Source organism: Oceanobacillus kimchii X50, from assembly GCF_000340475.1.
GTDB lineage: Bacteria > Bacillota > Bacilli > Bacillales > Amphibacillaceae > Oceanobacillus > Oceanobacillus kimchii.
Genome location: NZ_CM001792.1, coordinates 15,320 through 32,632, shown reverse-complemented (window position 1 = coordinate 32,632; position 17,313 = coordinate 15,320). Strand labels below are relative to the sequence as shown.

The window sequence follows — 17,313 nt, the reverse complement described above, 5'->3', positions numbered from 1 at the left end:
TATTATACATAGTTTCATAAGTAAATGCAAGGGGGTTTGAAACTTTTTATTGGAGAAAGTAAATCCTTTAATTTCCTATGAAGAAAGAATAAATTAAGGCTTGAATTTTCGTCATCCTATTTAAATTTAAATGAAAAGAATTTAGCGCGTACTGGAATAACTTATTATCCATCTATTTATGTCATTTTCAAAGTTCTTTAATTTATCTGTTTAGCATTTTCTATATTTTATTTACTCCATCGAATCAATTTCATAGTAAGATATTTCGGATGAAAACTTAAGGCACCTTGTTGGGTTTCTTTGCCCAATCTCCGTTCCAATTCTACAATACCGACATTTCTATATCACTATTATTAGTACTTAATTTGATATTGTTCATTATGATGTTAGCTAAAACTAACCCCAAATTAGTCTTATAATACATAATAAAAAAAACAGACAACGGAATTCCATTGTCTGTTTTTACTTATATTACTTATTTTTGGATAGAAGAAACAACGCCAGAACCTACTGTACGTCCACCTTCACGGATTGAGAAACGAGTTCCGTCTTCAATCGCGATTGGAGAAATAAGTTCAACAGTCATTTCAATGTTATCTCCAGGCATTACCATTTCAGTTCCTTCTGGTAGTTCGATTACACCAGTTACATCCGTAGTACGGAAGTAGAACTGAGGGCGGTAGTTAGAGAAGAATGGAGTATGACGTCCACCTTCATCTTTAGATAATACATAAACTTCAGCTTTGAAGTTAGTATGTGGAGTGATTGAACCTGGTTTAGCTAATACTTGACCACGGTTGATGTCTTCACGAGCAACCCCACGAAGAAGTGCACCAATGTTGTCACCAGCTTCAGCATAGTCAAGAAGCTTACGGAACATTTCTACTCCAGTAACAGTTGTTTTAGAAGAATCTTCAGCAAGACCGATGATTTCTACTTCATCACCAACACTTACTTGTCCGCGCTCAACACGTCCAGTTGCAACAGTACCACGTCCAGTAATAGAGAATACATCCTCAACTGGCATCATGAATGGTTTATCAGTGTCACGGTCTGGAGTTGGAACGTATTCGTCAACTGCAGCCATTAATTCAACGATTCTTTCTTCGTATTCAGCATCGCCTTCAAGAGCTTTAAGTGCAGAACCTTTAATAACTGGTAGATCATCACCAGGGAAGTCATATTCAGTTAATAGATCGCGAACTTCCATTTCTACTAATTCAAGAAGCTCTTCATCGTCTACCATGTCTGTTTTGTTAAGGAATACTACGATTGTAGGAACCCCAACGTTACGAGAAAGTAGGATGTGCTCACGAGTTTGTGGCATTGGGCCATCAGCAGCAGATACTACAAGGATAGCTCCGTCCATTTGTGCAGCACCAGTGATCATGTTTTTAACATAGTCAGCGTGACCTGGGCAGTCCACGTGTGCATAGTGACGAGTTTCAGTTTCATATTCTACGTGAGAAGTTGCGATTGTAATTCCACGTTCTTTCTCTTCTGGAGCACCATCGATTTGGTCATAAGCCATAGCATCTCCGCTACCGTTTCTTTTAGCCATTACAGTAGTGATAGCTGCAGTTAAAGTAGTTTTACCATGGTCAACGTGTCCAATAGTACCAATGTTAACGTGACTTTTCGAGCGATCGAATTTTTCTTTAGACATTTATGTTTCCTCCTTTAATTAAATACCAATTTGTATTAGTGCCAAGAAATACAGATTTGTATTTCTCAGCCTTTACTAAATGTTATACGTTAGATTTACGAAAAAATCAATTATTCACCAGCATTTTTCTTGATAATTTCTTCAGTAATGCTTTTCGGTGTTTCTTCGTAGTGATCAAAGTGCATTGTGTATACACCGCGACCTTGTGTGTTCGAACGTAGTGCAGTTGCATAACCAAACATTTCTGCAAGTGGTACGAACGCTTTAACAACTTGTGCTGTACCGCGTGCTTCCATACCTTCTACGCGTCCACGACGGGATGTTACGTCACCCATAATGTCTCCCATGTATTCTTCTGGTACAACAACTTCAACTCTCATCATTGGCTCAAGAAGAACTGGTTTACATTTGTTTTTAGCAGCTTTTAGCGCCATAGATGCAGCAACTTTAAACGCCATTTCGTTCGAGTCAACATCATGGTAGCTACCATCATAAAGTGTTGCTTTGATATCGATTAACGGATATCCAGCAAGAACTCCGTTTTCCATTGATTCTTCGATACCTTGTTGAACTGCTGGAATGTATTCACGAGGAACTACACCACCAACAATTTTGTTTTCAAATTCAAATCCGGCACCTTCTTCGTTTGGTTCAAATTTAACCCAAACGTGACCGAATTGTCCGCGTCCACCAGACTGACGTACGAATTTACCTTCGACTTCAGCAGATCCACGGAATGTCTCACGATAAGAAACTTGAGGCGCACCTACTTGAGCTCCTACTTTGAACTCACGTTTCAAACGATCAACAATGATATCAAGGTGAAGTTCACCCATACCAGAGATAATAGTTTGACCAGTTTCCGGGTTTGTTTCAGTACGGAAAGTTGGATCCTCTTCGGCTAATTTAGATAATGCAATTGCCATCTTATCTTGGTCAGCTTTTGTTTCCGGCTCAATCGCAACAGAAATAACTGGTTCTGGGAAGTCCATAGACTCTAAGATAACAAGGTTCTTCTCATCACAAAGCGTATCCCCTGTAGAAGTATCTTTCAAACCAACTGCTGCAGCAATTTCACCTGAATATGCTCTTGAGATTTCTTCACGAGAGTTAGCGTGCATTTGTAGAATACGTCCTACACGCTCACGCTTATCTTTTACTGAGTTTTTCACGTATGAACCAGAATCTAATGTTCCAGAGTACACACGGAAGAATGTAAGTTTACCAACATAAGGATCTGTCATTACTTTAAAAGCTAATGCAGAGAAAGGCTCATCATCAGAAGATGGACGAGTTACTTTTTCCTCTGTACCAGGAATGATACCTTCGATTGGAGGCACATCTGTTGGCGCAGGTAGGTAATCAAGTACTGCGTCTAGCATTAACTGAACACCTTTGTTCTTAAATGCTGAACCACAAAGTACTGGATAAAAATCAACATTAAGTGTTGCTTGACGAATAGCAGATTTCAACTCATCGTTGGAGATTTCTTCTCCTTCAAGATATTTCATCATAAGCTCTTCATCAGTTTCTGCAACAGCTTCGATTAAGCTTGCACGCAACTCTTCTGCTTCATCTTTTAATTCAGCAGGAATTTCACGTGTTTCGGAACGTTGACCTAAATCATCTAAATAGAAGTATGCATCCATTGTGATTAAGTCAATAATTCCGTTAAAATCATCTTCAGCACCAATTGGCATCTGAATTGGATGTGCATTAGCACCTAGGCGTTCTTTTAATGTACCCGTAGAATACAAGAAATCAGCACCTGTTTTATCCATTTTATTGATAAATACGATACGTGGTACACCATAAGTTGTTGCTTGGCGCCATACCGTTTCAGTTTGTGGCTCAACTCCAGATTGTGCATCTAGTACAGTCACCGCACCATCAAGTACACGTAAGGAACGTTCAACCTCTACAGTGAAGTCTACGTGTCCCGGAGTATCAATGATGTTGATACGGTGATCTCTCCAAGCGGCTGTTGTTGCAGCAGACGTGATTGTAATACCACGTTCTTGCTCTTGCTCCATCCAGTCCATTTGAGAAGCACCTTCGTGAGTTTCACCAATTTTGTGAATGCGTCCTGTATAGAAAAGAATACGCTCAGTAGTGGTTGTTTTACCCGCATCAATGTGGGCCATAATACCAATATTACGCGTCTTTTCCAAGGAGAACTCTCTAGCCATGTATTCTTCTCCTTCCTAAATTGAAAGCTTTTGTTAGATTAATATTACCAACGGTAGTGAGCGAATGCTTTGTTCGCTTCTGCCATTTTATGCATATCTTCACGTCTCTTAACAGCAGCTCCTGTGTTATTAGAAGCATCAAGAATTTCATTAGCAAGACGTTCTTCCATTGTTTTCTCTCCACGTAAACGTGAATAGTTAACAATATAGCGTAGTCCTAATGCTTGACGACGTTCTGGACGAACTTCTACTGGTACTTGATAGTTAGATCCACCCACACGGCGTGCGCGAACTTCAAGTACAGGCATTACGTTTTTCATAGCTTGCTCAAAAACTTCCATAGCGTTTTGTCCACTTCTTTCAGCGACTAATTCAAACGCATTATAAAGAATTTTTTGTGCTTTCCCACGCTTTCCATCAACCATAATTTGATTAATTAAGCGAGTTACTAACTTAGATTTATAAAGCGGATCTGGCAATACATCACGTTTTGGTACTGGTCCTTTACGAGGCATCGTTACATCCTCCTTTCTTCTAGATGATTATTTCTTATTTCTTTTTAGGTCTTTTAGTTCCGTACTTGGAACGTCCTTGCATACGGCCTTCAACACCTGCAGTGTCAAGCGCTCCACGTACAATATGGTAACGTACACCCGGTAAGTCTTTTACACGACCGCCACGGATTAGTACAACACTGTGCTCTTGAAGGTTGTGACCAATTCCAGGAATGTATGCAGTTACTTCCATGTTGTTAGACAAACGCACACGCGCATATTTACGAAGTGCAGAGTTTGGTTTCTTTGGAGTAAGTGTACCAACACGAGTACATACACCACGCTTTTGAGGGGCGTTTTCATCAGTCATTTTCTTCTTAAAGCTGTTGTAGCCTTTATTAAGTGCAGGAGAGTCAGATTTTTTTGTTTTGCTGACACGACCTTTACGCACTAGCTGATTTATAGTAGGCATGATTTTATCCTCCCTTCATTTGTTTATGTGATTAATCAATCAGTGACCGTAGAATCATGTTTTGTAATGCCACACATCCAGGTGGTTCATCTTTAGGGAAAAAATAACGTCTCTGCGTATTATATACACAAAAACCTTATATCTCTTTGTATCAATCAACATATAGTCACTGTTCGTTGATTAGTCTAGTAATAAATTTAGTGTTATCTTGTAAACCGTAAGTTCCGATTACACTTTTTACAACCGAAAATACTTAGTAAGCATAATCGGAAGCACCTTGAATATAGTACCATTCTAGAATTTTAATGTCAATATCAAAAAGGTATTTTTTTGGTGCTTCCGATTGCTTATTATAATTGTCGCTTAAAAGTCTTTATAGGACTTCAACCATTTAAACTGTTTGAGTTTCTTCTTCTGAAGATTCTTCAACAGTTTCTGGCGTATCTAATCCTGATTCGAGATTACGATACTGAGGCATTCCAGTACCAGCTGGTACAAGCTTACCAATAATAACATTCTCTTTCAGACCTAGAAGTTCATCACGTTTTCCTTTGATTGCAGCATCTGTAAGAACACGTGTTGTTTCTTGGAATGATGCAGCAGATAAGAAGGAATCAGTTTCTAGTGACGCTTTTGTAATACCAAGTAGAACTGGGCGCCCAGTTGCAGGTTCTCCGTCTTCCATCAATACTTTATGGTTCGCTTCTTTGAATTGATGCAATTCAAGTAAGGAGCCAGGTAATACTTCCGTATCTCCGGAAGATACGATGCGAATCTTACGCAACATTTGACGAACCATTACTTCAACGTGTTTATCGCCGATTTCTACCCCTTGCATACGGTATACTCGTTGTACTTCTTTAAGCAAGTAATCCTGTACCCCTTCAACACCTTTAATTTGTAAGAGTTCTTTTGGATCAACGGAACCTTCCGTCAACTCTTGACCAGCTTCTACGGTGTCTCCGATTGCTACTTTCATTCTTGCGTTATAAGGTACTGCGTAACTACGTTGTTCCACTGCGCCTTGAACAACAATCTCTTGTTTATCTTTTACTTCTTTGAATTCTTGTACGGTTCCATCAATTTCAGTAATTACCGCTTGCCCTTTCGGATTACGTGCCTCAAATAACTCCTGAATACGAGGTAAACCTTGTGTGATGTCATCTCCTGCTACCCCACCTGTGTGGAAGGTACGCATTGTAAGCTGGGTTCCTGGCTCACCGATGGATTGTGCAGCAATAATCCCTACTGCTTCTCCTACTTCTACATCAGAACCAGTTGCTAAATTACGACCATAACATTTTTGACACACGCCGTGCTTCGTATTACAAGTGAAAGCAGAACGAATAATTACTTCTTTTATACCGGATTCAACAATTGTTTTCGCTTGGTCTTCAGAAATAAGCTCATTCTTTTCAACAAGCACTTCTCCAGTTTCTGGATGTTTTACATTTTCAAAAGAAGTTCTTCCAATCAAACGATCCAATAGTGGCTCGATTACTTCAGATCCCTCTTCTAATGCTGAAACAGTTAATCCTCGATCAGTTCCACAATCGTCTTCACGAATAATTACATCTTGTGCAACATCAACAAGTCGACGAGTTAAGTAACCTGAGTCAGCTGTTTTTAATGCTGTATCGGCAAGACCTTTACGAGCACCGTGAGTGGAAATAAAGTATTCCATTACAGTTAAGCCTTCTCGGAAACTTGATTTAATAGGTATCTCGATAATTTTACCAGCTGGATCGGCCATTAAACCACGCATACCAGCAAGCTGCGTAAAGTTAGACGCGTTACCACGAGCACCAGAATCACTCATCATAAAGATAGGGTTACGGTTGCTCAAGGAATCCATCAACTTATCTTGAATAACGTCTTTAGCTTCAGACCAAATAGCGATTACTCGATCATAACGTTCCTCTTCGGTAATTAAACCACGACGGAACTGTTTGAGTACTTTATCCACTTTAGTTTGAGCTTCATCTAAAATCCCTTGTTTTTCACCAAGTACAACAATATCAGAAATACCAACCGTCATACCTGCTTTGGTAGAATAACTAAATCCTAAGTCTTTCATACGGTCAAGCATTTTTGATGTCTCTGTGATTTGGAATCGTTTGAAGACTTCAGCAATGATATCTCCTAAGAAACCTTTTTTAAACGGTTTGACAAGTTCACGACTTTGGATTTCTTCTTTAATAGACGTACCAGGATCAACAAAATAATTTTCTGGTGTTTTTTCTTCAAGATTCAACTGTGTTGGTTCATTGATATACGGGAACGAATCCGGAAGAATCTCATTAAAGATTAACTTACCTACAGTAGTTAGTAATAATTTGTTGTTTTGCTCTTCTGTAAATGTTTTGTTATTTAAGCTTGACGCTTGAACAGCAACACGAGTATGCAGATGAGCATAACCAGTTTGGTATGCAATTAATGCTTCGTTTGTATCTTTAAAGTAAGAGCCTTCTCCGATAGCATTTTCACGTTCCAATGTTAGGTAATAGTTACCTAATACCATATCCTGTGACGGTGTAACTACTGGTTTACCGTCTTTTGGATTTAGAATGTTTTGAGCAGCCAACATCAAGATGCGTGCTTCTGCTTGCGCTTCTGCACCAAGTGGTACGTGAACCGCCATTTGGTCACCGTCAAAGTCTGCGTTATAAGCTGTACATACTAGCGGATGCAGACGAATTGCTCGCCCATCTACAAGAGTTGGCTCAAACGCCTGGATTCCTAAACGGTGAAGTGTAGGTGCGCGGTTTAGAAGTACTGGGTGTTCTTTAATAACATCTTCCAGCACATCCCATACATCTGGGTGTACGCGCTCGATTTTACGTTTTGCTGATTTTATATTATGAGCTAATCCTCTAGAAACAAGCTCTTTCATAATAAATGGTTTAAATAATTCTAATGCCATCTCTCTAGGCAATCCACATTGATACATTTTCAAATGTGGTCCTACGACGATAACGGAACGACCAGAGTAGTCAACACGTTTACCAAGTAAGTTTTGACGGAAACGACCCTGCTTCCCTTTCAACATATGAGATAGAGATTTTAAAGGACGATTTCCAGGTCCTGTAACCGGACGGCCACGACGACCATTATCGATTAACGCATCAACAGCTTCTTGTAACATACGTTTTTCATTTTGAACGATGATGCTAGGCGCACCTAAATCAAGAAGGCGTTTCAATCGGTTATTACGATTTATAACTCGACGATATAGATCGTTCAAGTCAGAAGTCGCAAAACGTCCACCATCCAACTGAACCATTGGACGTATTTCTGGAGGAATTACCGGTAGAACATCTAAAACCATCCAGCTAGAATCATTACCAGAATTACGGAATGCTTCCATAACCTCTAAACGTTTAATTGCTCTTGTTCTACGTTGTCCTTGCGCAGATTTCAATTCTTCTCTTAATGCATCCACCTCTTTTTCAAGGTCGATGTCTTGAAGAAGTTTGCGGATTGCTTCCGCACCCATTTGCGCTTTAAACGTATTGCCGTACTTATCATAATAAGAACGGAATTCTTTCTCAGAAAGCAATTGTTTTTTCTCAAGTGGTGTACTTCCTGGATCTGTAACGATATATGCTGCAAAGTAAATAACTTCTTCTAACGCACGTGGCGACATATCCAATACTAACCCCATACGACTTGGGATTCCTTTGAAATACCAAATGTGTGAAACTGGAGCTGCAAGCTCGATATGTCCCATACGTTCACGACGTACTTTCGCTTTTGTTACTTCTACTCCACAACGATCACAAACGACGCCTTTATATCGTACGCGCTTGTATTTACCACAATGACATTCCCAGTCTTTCTGTGGTCCAAAGATACGCTCACAGAAAAGACCATCTTTTTCCGGTTTCAATGTACGATAGTTAATCGTTTCCGGCTTTTTAACTTCACCGTATGACCAAGAACGAATCTTTTCAGGTGATGCGAGACCTATTTTCATGTACTCAAAATTATTTACATCCAACAAGGGGCAATCCTCCCTTTTTAATGTGCGATTTTACCACTGGATCAGATTATTTATAGAAAGCAACAGAAAGGTTCTCGGATTGTCACCCTAAAACCTTCTGTGCTAATTGTTTTATTCACTTTCTTCGACATCAATGTTTAGCTTTGTTGCTGCCTGAACTTCTTCTTCCTCTAATTCGCGCATATCAATTTCGTCTTCACTGCTGGAAAGCATTTTAACATCCATTCCAAGACTTTGAAGCTCTTTAATTAATACTTTAAAGGATTCTGGGACGCCAGGTTCTGGAACATTATCACCCTTAACAATTGCTTCGTATGTCTTCACACGACCAACTGTGTCATCCGATTTAACGGTAAGGATTTCTTGTAGTGTATAAGCAGCTCCATATGCTTCGAGTGCCCATACCTCCATCTCACCAAAACGCTGTCCACCAAACTGCGCTTTACCACCGAGTGGTTGTTGTGTAACAAGTGAGTATGGTCCAGTTGAACGAGCGTGCAGCTTATCATCAACCATGTGTGCAAGTTTAATCATATACATAACACCTACGGATACACGGTTATCAAATGCTTCACCAGTTCTTCCGTCGTATAAGACAGATTTTGCATCACGAGGCATGCCTGCTTCTTCAAGAGTTTCCCAAACATCTTCCTCACGTGCACCATCAAATACTGGGCTGGCCACATGTATACCTAGCTGTCTTGCAGCCATTCCCAAATGAAGCTCAAACACCTGTCCGATATTCATACGAGAAGGTACACCTAATGGGTTTAACATAATGTCGATCGGTGTTCCATCTGGTAGATATGGCATATCTTCTTCCGGTAATATTTTGGAGATAACCCCTTTGTTACCGTGACGACCTGCCATTTTATCTCCTTCATGGATTTTACGTTTTTGTACGATATAAGCGCGTACGAGTTGATTTACACCTGGTGGTAACTCGTCACCGTCTTCACGGTTGAATATCTTCACGTCAAGAACAATACCGCCACCGCCGTGTGGTACACGTAGAGATGTGTCACGTACTTCACGAGCTTTTTCACCAAAAATGGCGTGTAATAGGCGTTCTTCTGCAGAAAGCTCTGTTACTCCTTTTGGTGTTACCTTACCTACAAGGATATCTCCGTCTGTTACTTCCGCACCAACACGAATAATACCATGCTCATCAAGATTTTTCAGTGCATCTTCACCAACGTTTGGAATATCTCTTGTAATTTCTTCTGGCCCTAATTTTGTGTCACGAGCTTCCGATTCAAATTCTTCAATATGAATGGATGTATATACATCATCTTTCACAAGACGCTCACTCATGATGATAGCATCCTCATAGTTATAACCTTCCCAAGTCATGAAACCAACTAAAACGTTTTGACCTAGTGCAAGTTCACCGTCTTCCATAGAAGGTCCATCTGCAAGAACTTCGCCTTTTGTTACACGATCTCCTTGACTTACAATCGGACGCTGATTATAACACGTTCCTTGGTTAGAACGTTTATATTTTTGTAATCCATAACGATCTAAGTCGCCTTCAACTTCTTTACCATCAACAACAGAAATACGACGAACGTAAACTTCTTTTGCCTCAACGCGTTCAATCACACCGTCATGACGACAAATAACTGCAGCACCTGAATCTTTTCCGTTTACATACTCCATACCAGTTCCTACGATTGGAGCTTGTGGCTTCATCAATGGAACTGCTTGACGTTGCATGTTTGCACCCATTAGTGCACGGTTCGAGTCATCATTTTCCAAGAATGGAATACATGCTGTCGCAGCAGAAACAACCTGTTTCGGTGATACGTCCATGTAATCAATCTTATCGCGTGAAACTACGATGTTGTCTTCTTGGAAACGCGCAATTACTTCTTCGTTTTGGAAACGACTATCCTCATCTAACGGAGAGTTTGCTTGGGCAACAATATAGTTGTCCTGTTCATCCGCCGTCAGGTAATCAATTTTATTTGTTACTTTACCAGTTTCAGGGTCTACTCGACGATAAGGAGACTCAATAAAACCAAATTTATTCACTTTCGCATAACTAGATAACGAGTTTATCAACCCGATATTCGGACCCTCCGGAGTTTCGATCGGACACATACGTCCATAGTGGGAATAGTGTACGTCTCGAACTTCAAAGCCTGCACGCTCACGTGTAAGACCACCTGGTCCTAGGGCAGATAGACGACGTTTATGCGTTAGCTCACCTAGTGGATTTGTTTGATCCATAAATTGAGATAGCTGTGAGCTACCGAAGAATTCTTTAATTGATGCAATAACCGGTCGGATATTGATTAGTTGTTGTGGTGTAACGCTTGAAGTATCTTGGATAGACATTCTTTCGCGAACCACACGTTCCATACGAGACAATCCGATACGGAATTGATTTTGTAATAATTCTCCAACAGAACGCAAGCGACGATTACCTAAGTGGTCAATATCATCCGTTCCTCCAACTTCATGAAGCAAGTTGAAGAAATAGCTAATGGAAGATAAGATGTCAGCCGGAGTAATGTTTTTAACATCATTAGTAACTCCGCCATTACCTATCACAGTAAGTTCTCTTTCTCCATTAGGATCTGTCGGGTCAACAATCTTAACAGATTGAATCGTGATTTCGTCTTCTAACACACCTTCATGAGGGGATAGAACAGATTCCCCAAAACGATCTTCCGCACGCTCTAAGTAAGGGAGGATTTTATCTAATAATTTTCGTTCTAACTTATCTCCCTTTTCTGCTATTACTTCACCAGTTTCTGGATCAACAATTGGTTCAGCTAAGATTTGATTAAACAAACGATTCTTCATGTGAAGTTTTTTATTCATTTTATAACGTCCAACATGCGCTAAGTCATAACGCTTTGGATCGAAGAAACGAGATACTAACAAGCTCTTTGCGTTTTCTACAGTAGGTGGTTCACCAGGGCGTAAACGCTCATAGATTTCTAATAGAGCTTTTTCAGCATTCTCTGTATTGTCTTTTTCTAGTGTATTACGTAAATATTCGTTTTCACCAAGCAAATCTGTGATTTCTTGATCTGTACCAAATCCTAATGCACGTAAGAGCACAGTGATCGGTAACTTACGAGTACGATCAATACGAACATACGCGATATCTTTTGCATCTGTTTCAAATTCCAACCACGCTCCGCGGTTTGGAATTACTGTTGCAGCAATGCCTCGTTTTCCGTTCTTGTCGATTTTCTCGTTATAGTATACGCTCGGAGAACGTACAAGTTGCGATACGATTACTCGTTCCGCACCATTAATAATGAATGTTCCCGTTTCTGTCATAAGAGGGAAATCACCCATAAATACTTCTTGTTCCTTTACTTCACCGGTTTCATTATTAATTAAACGAACCTTCACGCGAAGCGGAGCATTGTACGTTACGTCTCTTTCCTTCGCTTCATCTACAGGGTACTTTGGATCACCTAAACTATAATCAACAAATTCAAGCGATAGATTTCCTGTAAAGTCTTCGATTGGAGAAATATCCTGAAACATTTCTCGTAAACCTTCTTCCAAGAACCAATCGTAAGAAGCGGTTTGGATTTCGATTAGGTTTGGTAATTCCAACACCTCACTGATACGCGCATAGCTCCTGCGTTGGCGGTGCCGTCCATACTGAACTAGTTGACCTGTCAACTGCTTCACCCCTTAAATCTTACATTTAAATAGTATTTTAACTATAAAAATGTGAATCATATTTAAAAGAACTTACTGATACTATTAATCAGTTATGTTCTTTGAAACTAACAACATCTAACAAGTAATCATCTGGCTATCAAAATGAATCATACGATATGCAGATGGTCTCATTCAGCAATAATTCTTATACAATCATAATCTGATTGTACAGATTGCTAAAAATTTGGTAAACTATAGAAAACAATGAACCGGTCAGTATTTTTTCCGATTCTATCAGTTTTACCTGTAATGATTAAAATATACATTTTCTTTTAATGAATATACCCCTTGACAAGAGTATCCTCATTCTACCATCTTCCTATCTTAGCATACCCGAAAGCGATGGTCAAACGCTTTGCGCTTTTAAAATAAAATAACCTTTATCTTTTTTCACTATCTCTACATTACCAAACAAATCATCTAGCTTGTCTTTGGCAGACGGGGCACCTTGCTTTTTCTGTATAACCACCCATAACTCTCCATTAGGAAGCAATAATTCCTTCGCACCCTCAAAAATCTGATGCACTACCTTTTTTCCCGCACGAATCGGCGGATTTGTAACCACCGCAGCAAAACGAGATTCATCATCAATGGCACTGTATAAATCGCTTGTTTGTATAGTTACATTCGTTACATTATTTGCGCTCGCGTTCTTTTTCGCTAATTCTACCGCTCGTTCATTGACGTCAATCATTGAAACTTCACGCTCATTGAATTCCGCTGCTAATGATAGCCCGATTGGCCCATATCCACAACCTACATCAAGTATATCTCCATTAATTTGAGGCTCTTGAAATTGTTCGATAAGCAAACGAGAACCAAAATCTATATCATTCTTTGAAAAGACACCTATATCACTTGTGAAACGAAAGGTTCGACCTCGCAATTCATACATCCACGTTCTTGGTGAAGTTTTCGACTGAGGATTATTGGAAAAGTAATGCTCTGACATATAGGCACCTACTTTACTATGAAATGTTTGTTGGAGATTCTATATCTAAAAAACAAACCACCGATTAATCGAAAAATATCCTAGCTGACTAGCATGTGCTTTTTCTTCTATAACGGTGGTTTACTTCTATTACTACTCCTTTATAACGGAGGTTTCGTGATAAAGAGCCCGCCAAAAAACGGCGAGCTCCCTCTTTATTTAGCTTTCCTTATTTAACTTCTACAGTAGCTCCAGCTTCTTCAAGTTTACCTTGAACTTCTTCAGCTTCTTCTTTAGAAACGCCTTCTTTGATTGCTTTAGGAGCGTTATCTACTAGGTCTTTAGCATCTTTTAAGCCAAGACCAGTGATTTCACGTACTGCTTTAACAACTTTGATCTTAGATGCACCAGCACTGTTAAGAACAACGTCAAATTCAGTTTTTTCTTCTTCAGCAGCTCCGCCAGCAGCTCCTGCAGCAGCAACCGGTGCAGCAGCAGTTACTCCAAATTCTTCTTCAATAGCTTTTACTAAGTCGTTAAGTTCTAATACAGACATTTCTTTAATTGCGCTAATCATTTCTTCTTTAGTCATGATTGAATCCTCCTATTAATTGTAATTAATTTTTATTTGTAAACCGATTGGTGTGTTACGCACCTTGTTCTTCTTTTTGCTCAGCAACAGCTTTTGTAACATAAGCGAAGTTACGAACTGGAGCTTGAAGTACGCTAAGCAACATAGAAACCATACCTTCGTAGTTCGGAAGGTTTGCAAGTTCTGTGATTTGATCAAGTGTAGCGACTTGTCCTTCAATTACGCCACCTTTGATTTCCAATGCCTCATGCTCTTTCTTGAAGTTATTCAAGATACGTGCTGGTGCTACTACATCTTCGTTACTAAACGCGATAGCTGTAGGTCCAGTTAACGTATCGTTTAAGTCTGTAAGTTTCACAGCTTCAACCGCACGACGAGTCATTGTATTTTTGTAAACTTTAAAATCGATACCAGCTTCACGAAGCTCTTTACGTAATGCAGTAACTTCTGCTACGTCAAGACCACGATAGTCAACAACTACAGCTGTTTGGCTAGCACGGAATTTTTCAGCGATTTCTTCAACCACTTGTTTCTTTTTCTCAATGATACCTGACATTGTTCCACCTCCTATAAAGTTCCTCATTACACCGTTCGTTTGTGCTTTACATATTCGTACAGAACGTAAAATCTTTACGTTAGAGTTAGACATGTAAAAAGCTCTCATGCAGACATGAGAGCTTATATATGGCAGATAGCAATGCTTTAATAACGCGAAACTATCTTCATCATAAACACCTCGGCAGGATAATTAAGCTATAAAGCCCCCGCTGTCTACGGTATAACGTATTCTTTTTATTACCTGAATTAGTATATCGAACGTTACGACAAAAGTCAACTACCAATTAACGGTAGTTAGAAACATCTACTTTAATTCCAGGTCCCATAGTAGAAGTGATAGAAACGTTCTTCATGTAAATACCTTTAGAAGATTGAGGTTTCACTTTTACTAATTGTTCTGTTAATGCAACGAAGTTATCCACTAATTTTTGATCATCAAAAGAAATTTTTCCGATCGGTACGTGAATGTTTGCTGACTTGTCTACTCGATATTCTACTTTACCAGCTTTAATATCGTTAACAGCTTTCTCAACTTCGAATGTTACTGTACCAGTTTTAGGGTTTGGCATTAAACCTTTTGGTCCAAGCACACGACCAAGTTTCCCTACTTCAGCCATCATATCAGGTGTAGCTACGATTACATCAAATTCAAACCAACCTTGGTTGATTTTGTTAATGTAGTCTGCTTCACCTACATAATCTGCGCCAGCAGCTTCTGCTTCCTTCGCTTTTTCACCTTTAGCAAATACCAATACACGTTGTGTTTTCCCAGTGCCGTGTGGTAACACCATAGCACCGCGGATTTGTTGGTCTGCTTTCTTAGGATCTACGCCAAGACGGAAAGCCGCTTCTACAGTTTCATCAAAATTTGCTTTAGCTGCTTTTTTAGCTAATTCAACAGCTTCTTTAATTTCATATGATTTAGAGCGATCAACAAGCTTTAATGCTTCTTGATGCTTCTTACCGATTTTTGCCATTTTATTTCCTCCTCTATTGTGGTTATAACGGTTGTACCTCCCACTTATAAAAGCACAAGGCTTTTATCAAGCACACTAACACAAACACCGTGTTAGCATCTCACGAATAAGGCTGCGGATGTCATCCAGCCGCAACCTCTTATTGTAAACTTCAATCAAATCTTATTGATTGAATAGCGGAATCGATTAGTCTTCAATCGTGATTCCCATACTGCGTGCAGTTCCTTCTACCATACGCATTGCCGCATCAACGTCAGCTGCGTTTAAATCAGGCATTTTCGTTTCAGCGATTTCTTTAACTTGATCGCGTTTAACAGAAGCGACCTTGTTTTTGTTTGGCTCACCAGAACCAGACTCGATTCCAGCTGCTTTTTTCAATAGTACTGCTGCCGGTGGAGTCTTAGTAATAAATGTAAATGAACGGTCCTCGAATACCGTAATTTCAACAGGAATAATCATACCCGCTTGATCTTGTGTTCGAGCGTTGAATTCTTTACAGAATCCCATAATATTAACACCTGCTTGACCTAGTGCTGGTCCTACCGGCGGCGCTGGGTTAGCTTTACCAGCTGGGATTTGCAATTTAACTAATTTAATTACTTTTTTAGCCACGAGACACACCTCCTTAAAGTCCGTGATGTGGTAATAGGGTTATAAGATTTGGTAAACCCTCCCACTCAAATTTACCATCTGCACCAACTCGGGGCACATGAATAACAAAAGAATTTTAGCATGTATTTCGAAAAAATGCAAGCTTTTAGTGATGGAGAATTTATGATAATTTTTCTACTTGTGAAAAGTCTAGTTCTACTGGAGTTTCTCTACCAAACATATTTACATGCACCTTAATTTTTTGCTTGTCCGTATCTATATGTTCGATAGACCCTGTGAAGTCCGTGAACGGTCCATCTGTAACGCGGACATTTTCTTTTATCTCAAAATCTACTTGTACCGTTGGTTCAGATACACCCATACGTTTTAGTACTACATCAATCTCGCCAGGCATTAGTGGAGTTGGTTTTGCACCATGTCCACTAGAACCTACGAATCCAGTTACACCTGGTGTATTACGAACGACATACCATGAATCATCTGTCATCACCATCTCGGTTAACACATATCCGGGGAATGACTTTTTCTTCACCATTTTCTTCTTGCCGTTTTTGATCTCAGCCTCTTCATCTTCTGGGACAATTACTCGAAAGATCTTATCTTCCATCCCCATTGATTCAACACGTTTTTCTAGATTCATTTTTACTTTGTTTTCATACCCTGAGTAAGTATGAACGACATACCAATTTTTCTCCATCTTCATTAGGACAATATGTTGTCCTTCCCTCCCTTGCAATTCATTATATGAAACACACCAACACTATTTTAAGAGTTTTCTTCCAACATTAAAAAACCCGCAAATGCCGGGTTTTTAGTTTAAATATATATGCGCTTAGTACAGTATACCTTATTATAGCTTAATTATTCAAAAAATGCATTTAAAATTTGAGAAATCCCTAAATCTACGACAAAAAAGAATACAGCCATGAAAATTACTGTAGAAATAACGACCACAGTGTAATTTCTAAGTTCCTTTCCTTTTGGCCAACTTACCTTTTTCATCTCTCTAGATACATTTCTTAAAAACTTAAACATTCTTTGTACCCCCCGAACCCACACGATTCTATATAAAAACAAAACTTTATCCACCGGGATTTATCACCCCACTGATCTTACCTAAATAAAA

At 39.4% G+C, this 17,313-nt stretch carries 13 protein-coding genes and 1 other annotated feature; all 13 genes read right to left on the bottom strand.

What is annotated here, in order from left to right:
- Nucleotides 1-475 precede the first annotated feature (475 nt).
- Complete coding sequence (gene tuf / locus C794_RS00135) at nucleotides 476-1,666, bottom strand: elongation factor Tu (protein ID WP_017795118.1); 1,191 nt, start codon at nucleotides 1,664-1,666, stop codon at nucleotides 476-478.
- A 110-nt stretch (nucleotides 1,667-1,776) separates the two neighbouring features.
- Nucleotides 1,777-3,855, bottom strand: coding sequence for an elongation factor G (gene fusA / locus C794_RS00130; protein WP_017795117.1), 2,079 nt, complete (start codon nucleotides 3,853-3,855; stop codon nucleotides 1,777-1,779).
- Between the two features lie 44 nt (nucleotides 3,856-3,899).
- A complete protein-coding gene (gene rpsG / locus C794_RS00125; protein WP_011064518.1) occupies nucleotides 3,900-4,370 on the bottom strand; it encodes a 30S ribosomal protein S7 in 471 nt (156 codons plus the stop codon).
- A 34-nt stretch (nucleotides 4,371-4,404) separates the two neighbouring features.
- On the bottom strand, nucleotides 4,405-4,821 hold the full coding sequence (gene rpsL, locus C794_RS00120; RefSeq protein WP_017795116.1) for a 30S ribosomal protein S12: 417 nt from the start codon (nucleotides 4,819-4,821) through the stop codon (nucleotides 4,405-4,407).
- Between the two features lie 391 nt (nucleotides 4,822-5,212).
- The gene (gene rpoC, locus C794_RS00115) at nucleotides 5,213-8,824 is read right to left on the bottom strand and encodes a DNA-directed RNA polymerase subunit beta' (protein WP_017795115.1); all 3,612 of its coding nucleotides are present in this window, start codon (nucleotides 8,822-8,824) and stop codon (nucleotides 5,213-5,215) included.
- Between the two features lie 111 nt (nucleotides 8,825-8,935).
- Complete coding sequence (gene rpoB, locus C794_RS00110; protein WP_017795114.1) at nucleotides 8,936-12,475, bottom strand: DNA-directed RNA polymerase subunit beta; 3,540 nt, start codon at nucleotides 12,473-12,475, stop codon at nucleotides 8,936-8,938.
- Between the two features lie 388 nt (nucleotides 12,476-12,863).
- On the bottom strand, nucleotides 12,864-13,469 hold the full coding sequence (locus C794_RS00105; RefSeq protein ID WP_017795113.1) for a class I SAM-dependent methyltransferase: 606 nt from the start codon (nucleotides 13,467-13,469) through the stop codon (nucleotides 12,864-12,866).
- A 208-nt stretch (nucleotides 13,470-13,677) separates the two neighbouring features.
- The gene (gene rplL / locus C794_RS00100; RefSeq protein ID WP_017795112.1) at nucleotides 13,678-14,040 is read right to left on the bottom strand and encodes a 50S ribosomal protein L7/L12; all 363 of its coding nucleotides are present in this window, start codon (nucleotides 14,038-14,040) and stop codon (nucleotides 13,678-13,680) included.
- Nucleotides 14,041-14,095: 55 nt separating this feature from the next.
- Nucleotides 14,096-14,596 (bottom strand): 50S ribosomal protein L10, encoded by a 501-nt coding sequence (gene rplJ, locus C794_RS00095; RefSeq protein ID WP_017795111.1) that lies wholly within the window; start codon nucleotides 14,594-14,596, stop codon nucleotides 14,096-14,098.
- Nucleotides 14,597-14,681: 85 nt separating this feature from the next.
- Nucleotides 14,682-14,835 (bottom strand) — a sequence feature (ribosomal protein L10 leader region).
- Between the two features lie 47 nt (nucleotides 14,836-14,882).
- A complete protein-coding gene (gene rplA / locus C794_RS00090) occupies nucleotides 14,883-15,575 on the bottom strand; it encodes a 50S ribosomal protein L1 (RefSeq protein ID WP_017795110.1) in 693 nt (230 codons plus the stop codon).
- A gap of 186 nt (nucleotides 15,576-15,761) precedes the next feature.
- Complete coding sequence (gene rplK, locus C794_RS00085; RefSeq protein WP_011064510.1) at nucleotides 15,762-16,187, bottom strand: 50S ribosomal protein L11; 426 nt, start codon at nucleotides 16,185-16,187, stop codon at nucleotides 15,762-15,764.
- 160 nt (nucleotides 16,188-16,347) lie between these two features.
- Nucleotides 16,348-16,884: a transcription termination/antitermination protein NusG gene (gene nusG / locus C794_RS00080; RefSeq protein WP_011064509.1), complete on the bottom strand. Its 537-nt coding sequence runs from the start codon at nucleotides 16,882-16,884 to the stop codon at nucleotides 16,348-16,350.
- 164 nt (nucleotides 16,885-17,048) lie between these two features.
- On the bottom strand, nucleotides 17,049-17,222 hold the full coding sequence (secE, locus tag C794_RS00075) for a preprotein translocase subunit SecE (RefSeq protein WP_017795109.1): 174 nt from the start codon (nucleotides 17,220-17,222) through the stop codon (nucleotides 17,049-17,051).
- Between the last annotated feature and the right edge of the window lie 91 nt (nucleotides 17,223-17,313).

Excerpts from the sequence above, each read along its gene's own strand:
- rpsG (WP_011064518.1), bottom strand. The coding sequence starts at position 4,370 with ATGCCTCGTAAAGGACCAGTACCAAAACGTGATGTATTGCCAGATCCG.
- rplL (WP_017795112.1), bottom strand. The coding sequence starts at position 14,040 with ATGACTAAAGAAGAAATGATTAGCGCAATTAAAGAAATGTCTGTATTA.
- rplA (WP_017795110.1), bottom strand. The coding sequence starts at position 15,575 with ATGGCAAAAATCGGTAAGAAGCATCAAGAAGCATTAAAGCTTGTTGAT.
- C794_RS00105 (WP_017795113.1), bottom strand. The coding sequence starts at position 13,469 with ATGTCAGAGCATTACTTTTCCAATAATCCTCAGTCGAAAACTTCACCA.
- rplJ (WP_017795111.1), bottom strand. The coding sequence starts at position 14,596 with ATGTCAGGTATCATTGAGAAAAAGAAACAAGTGGTTGAAGAAATCGCT.
- rpsL (WP_017795116.1), bottom strand. The coding sequence starts at position 4,821 with ATGCCTACTATAAATCAGCTAGTGCGTAAAGGTCGTGTCAGCAAAACA.
- secE (WP_017795109.1), bottom strand. The coding sequence starts at position 17,222 with ATGTTTAAGTTTTTAAGAAATGTATCTAGAGAGATGAAAAAGGTAAGT.
- tuf (WP_017795118.1), bottom strand. The coding sequence starts at position 1,666 with ATGTCTAAAGAAAAATTCGATCGCTCGAAAAGTCACGTTAACATTGGT.
- nusG (WP_011064509.1), bottom strand. The coding sequence starts at position 16,884 with ATGGAGAAAAATTGGTATGTCGTTCATACTTACTCAGGGTATGAAAAC.
- fusA (WP_017795117.1), bottom strand. The coding sequence starts at position 3,855 with ATGGCTAGAGAGTTCTCCTTGGAAAAGACGCGTAATATTGGTATTATG.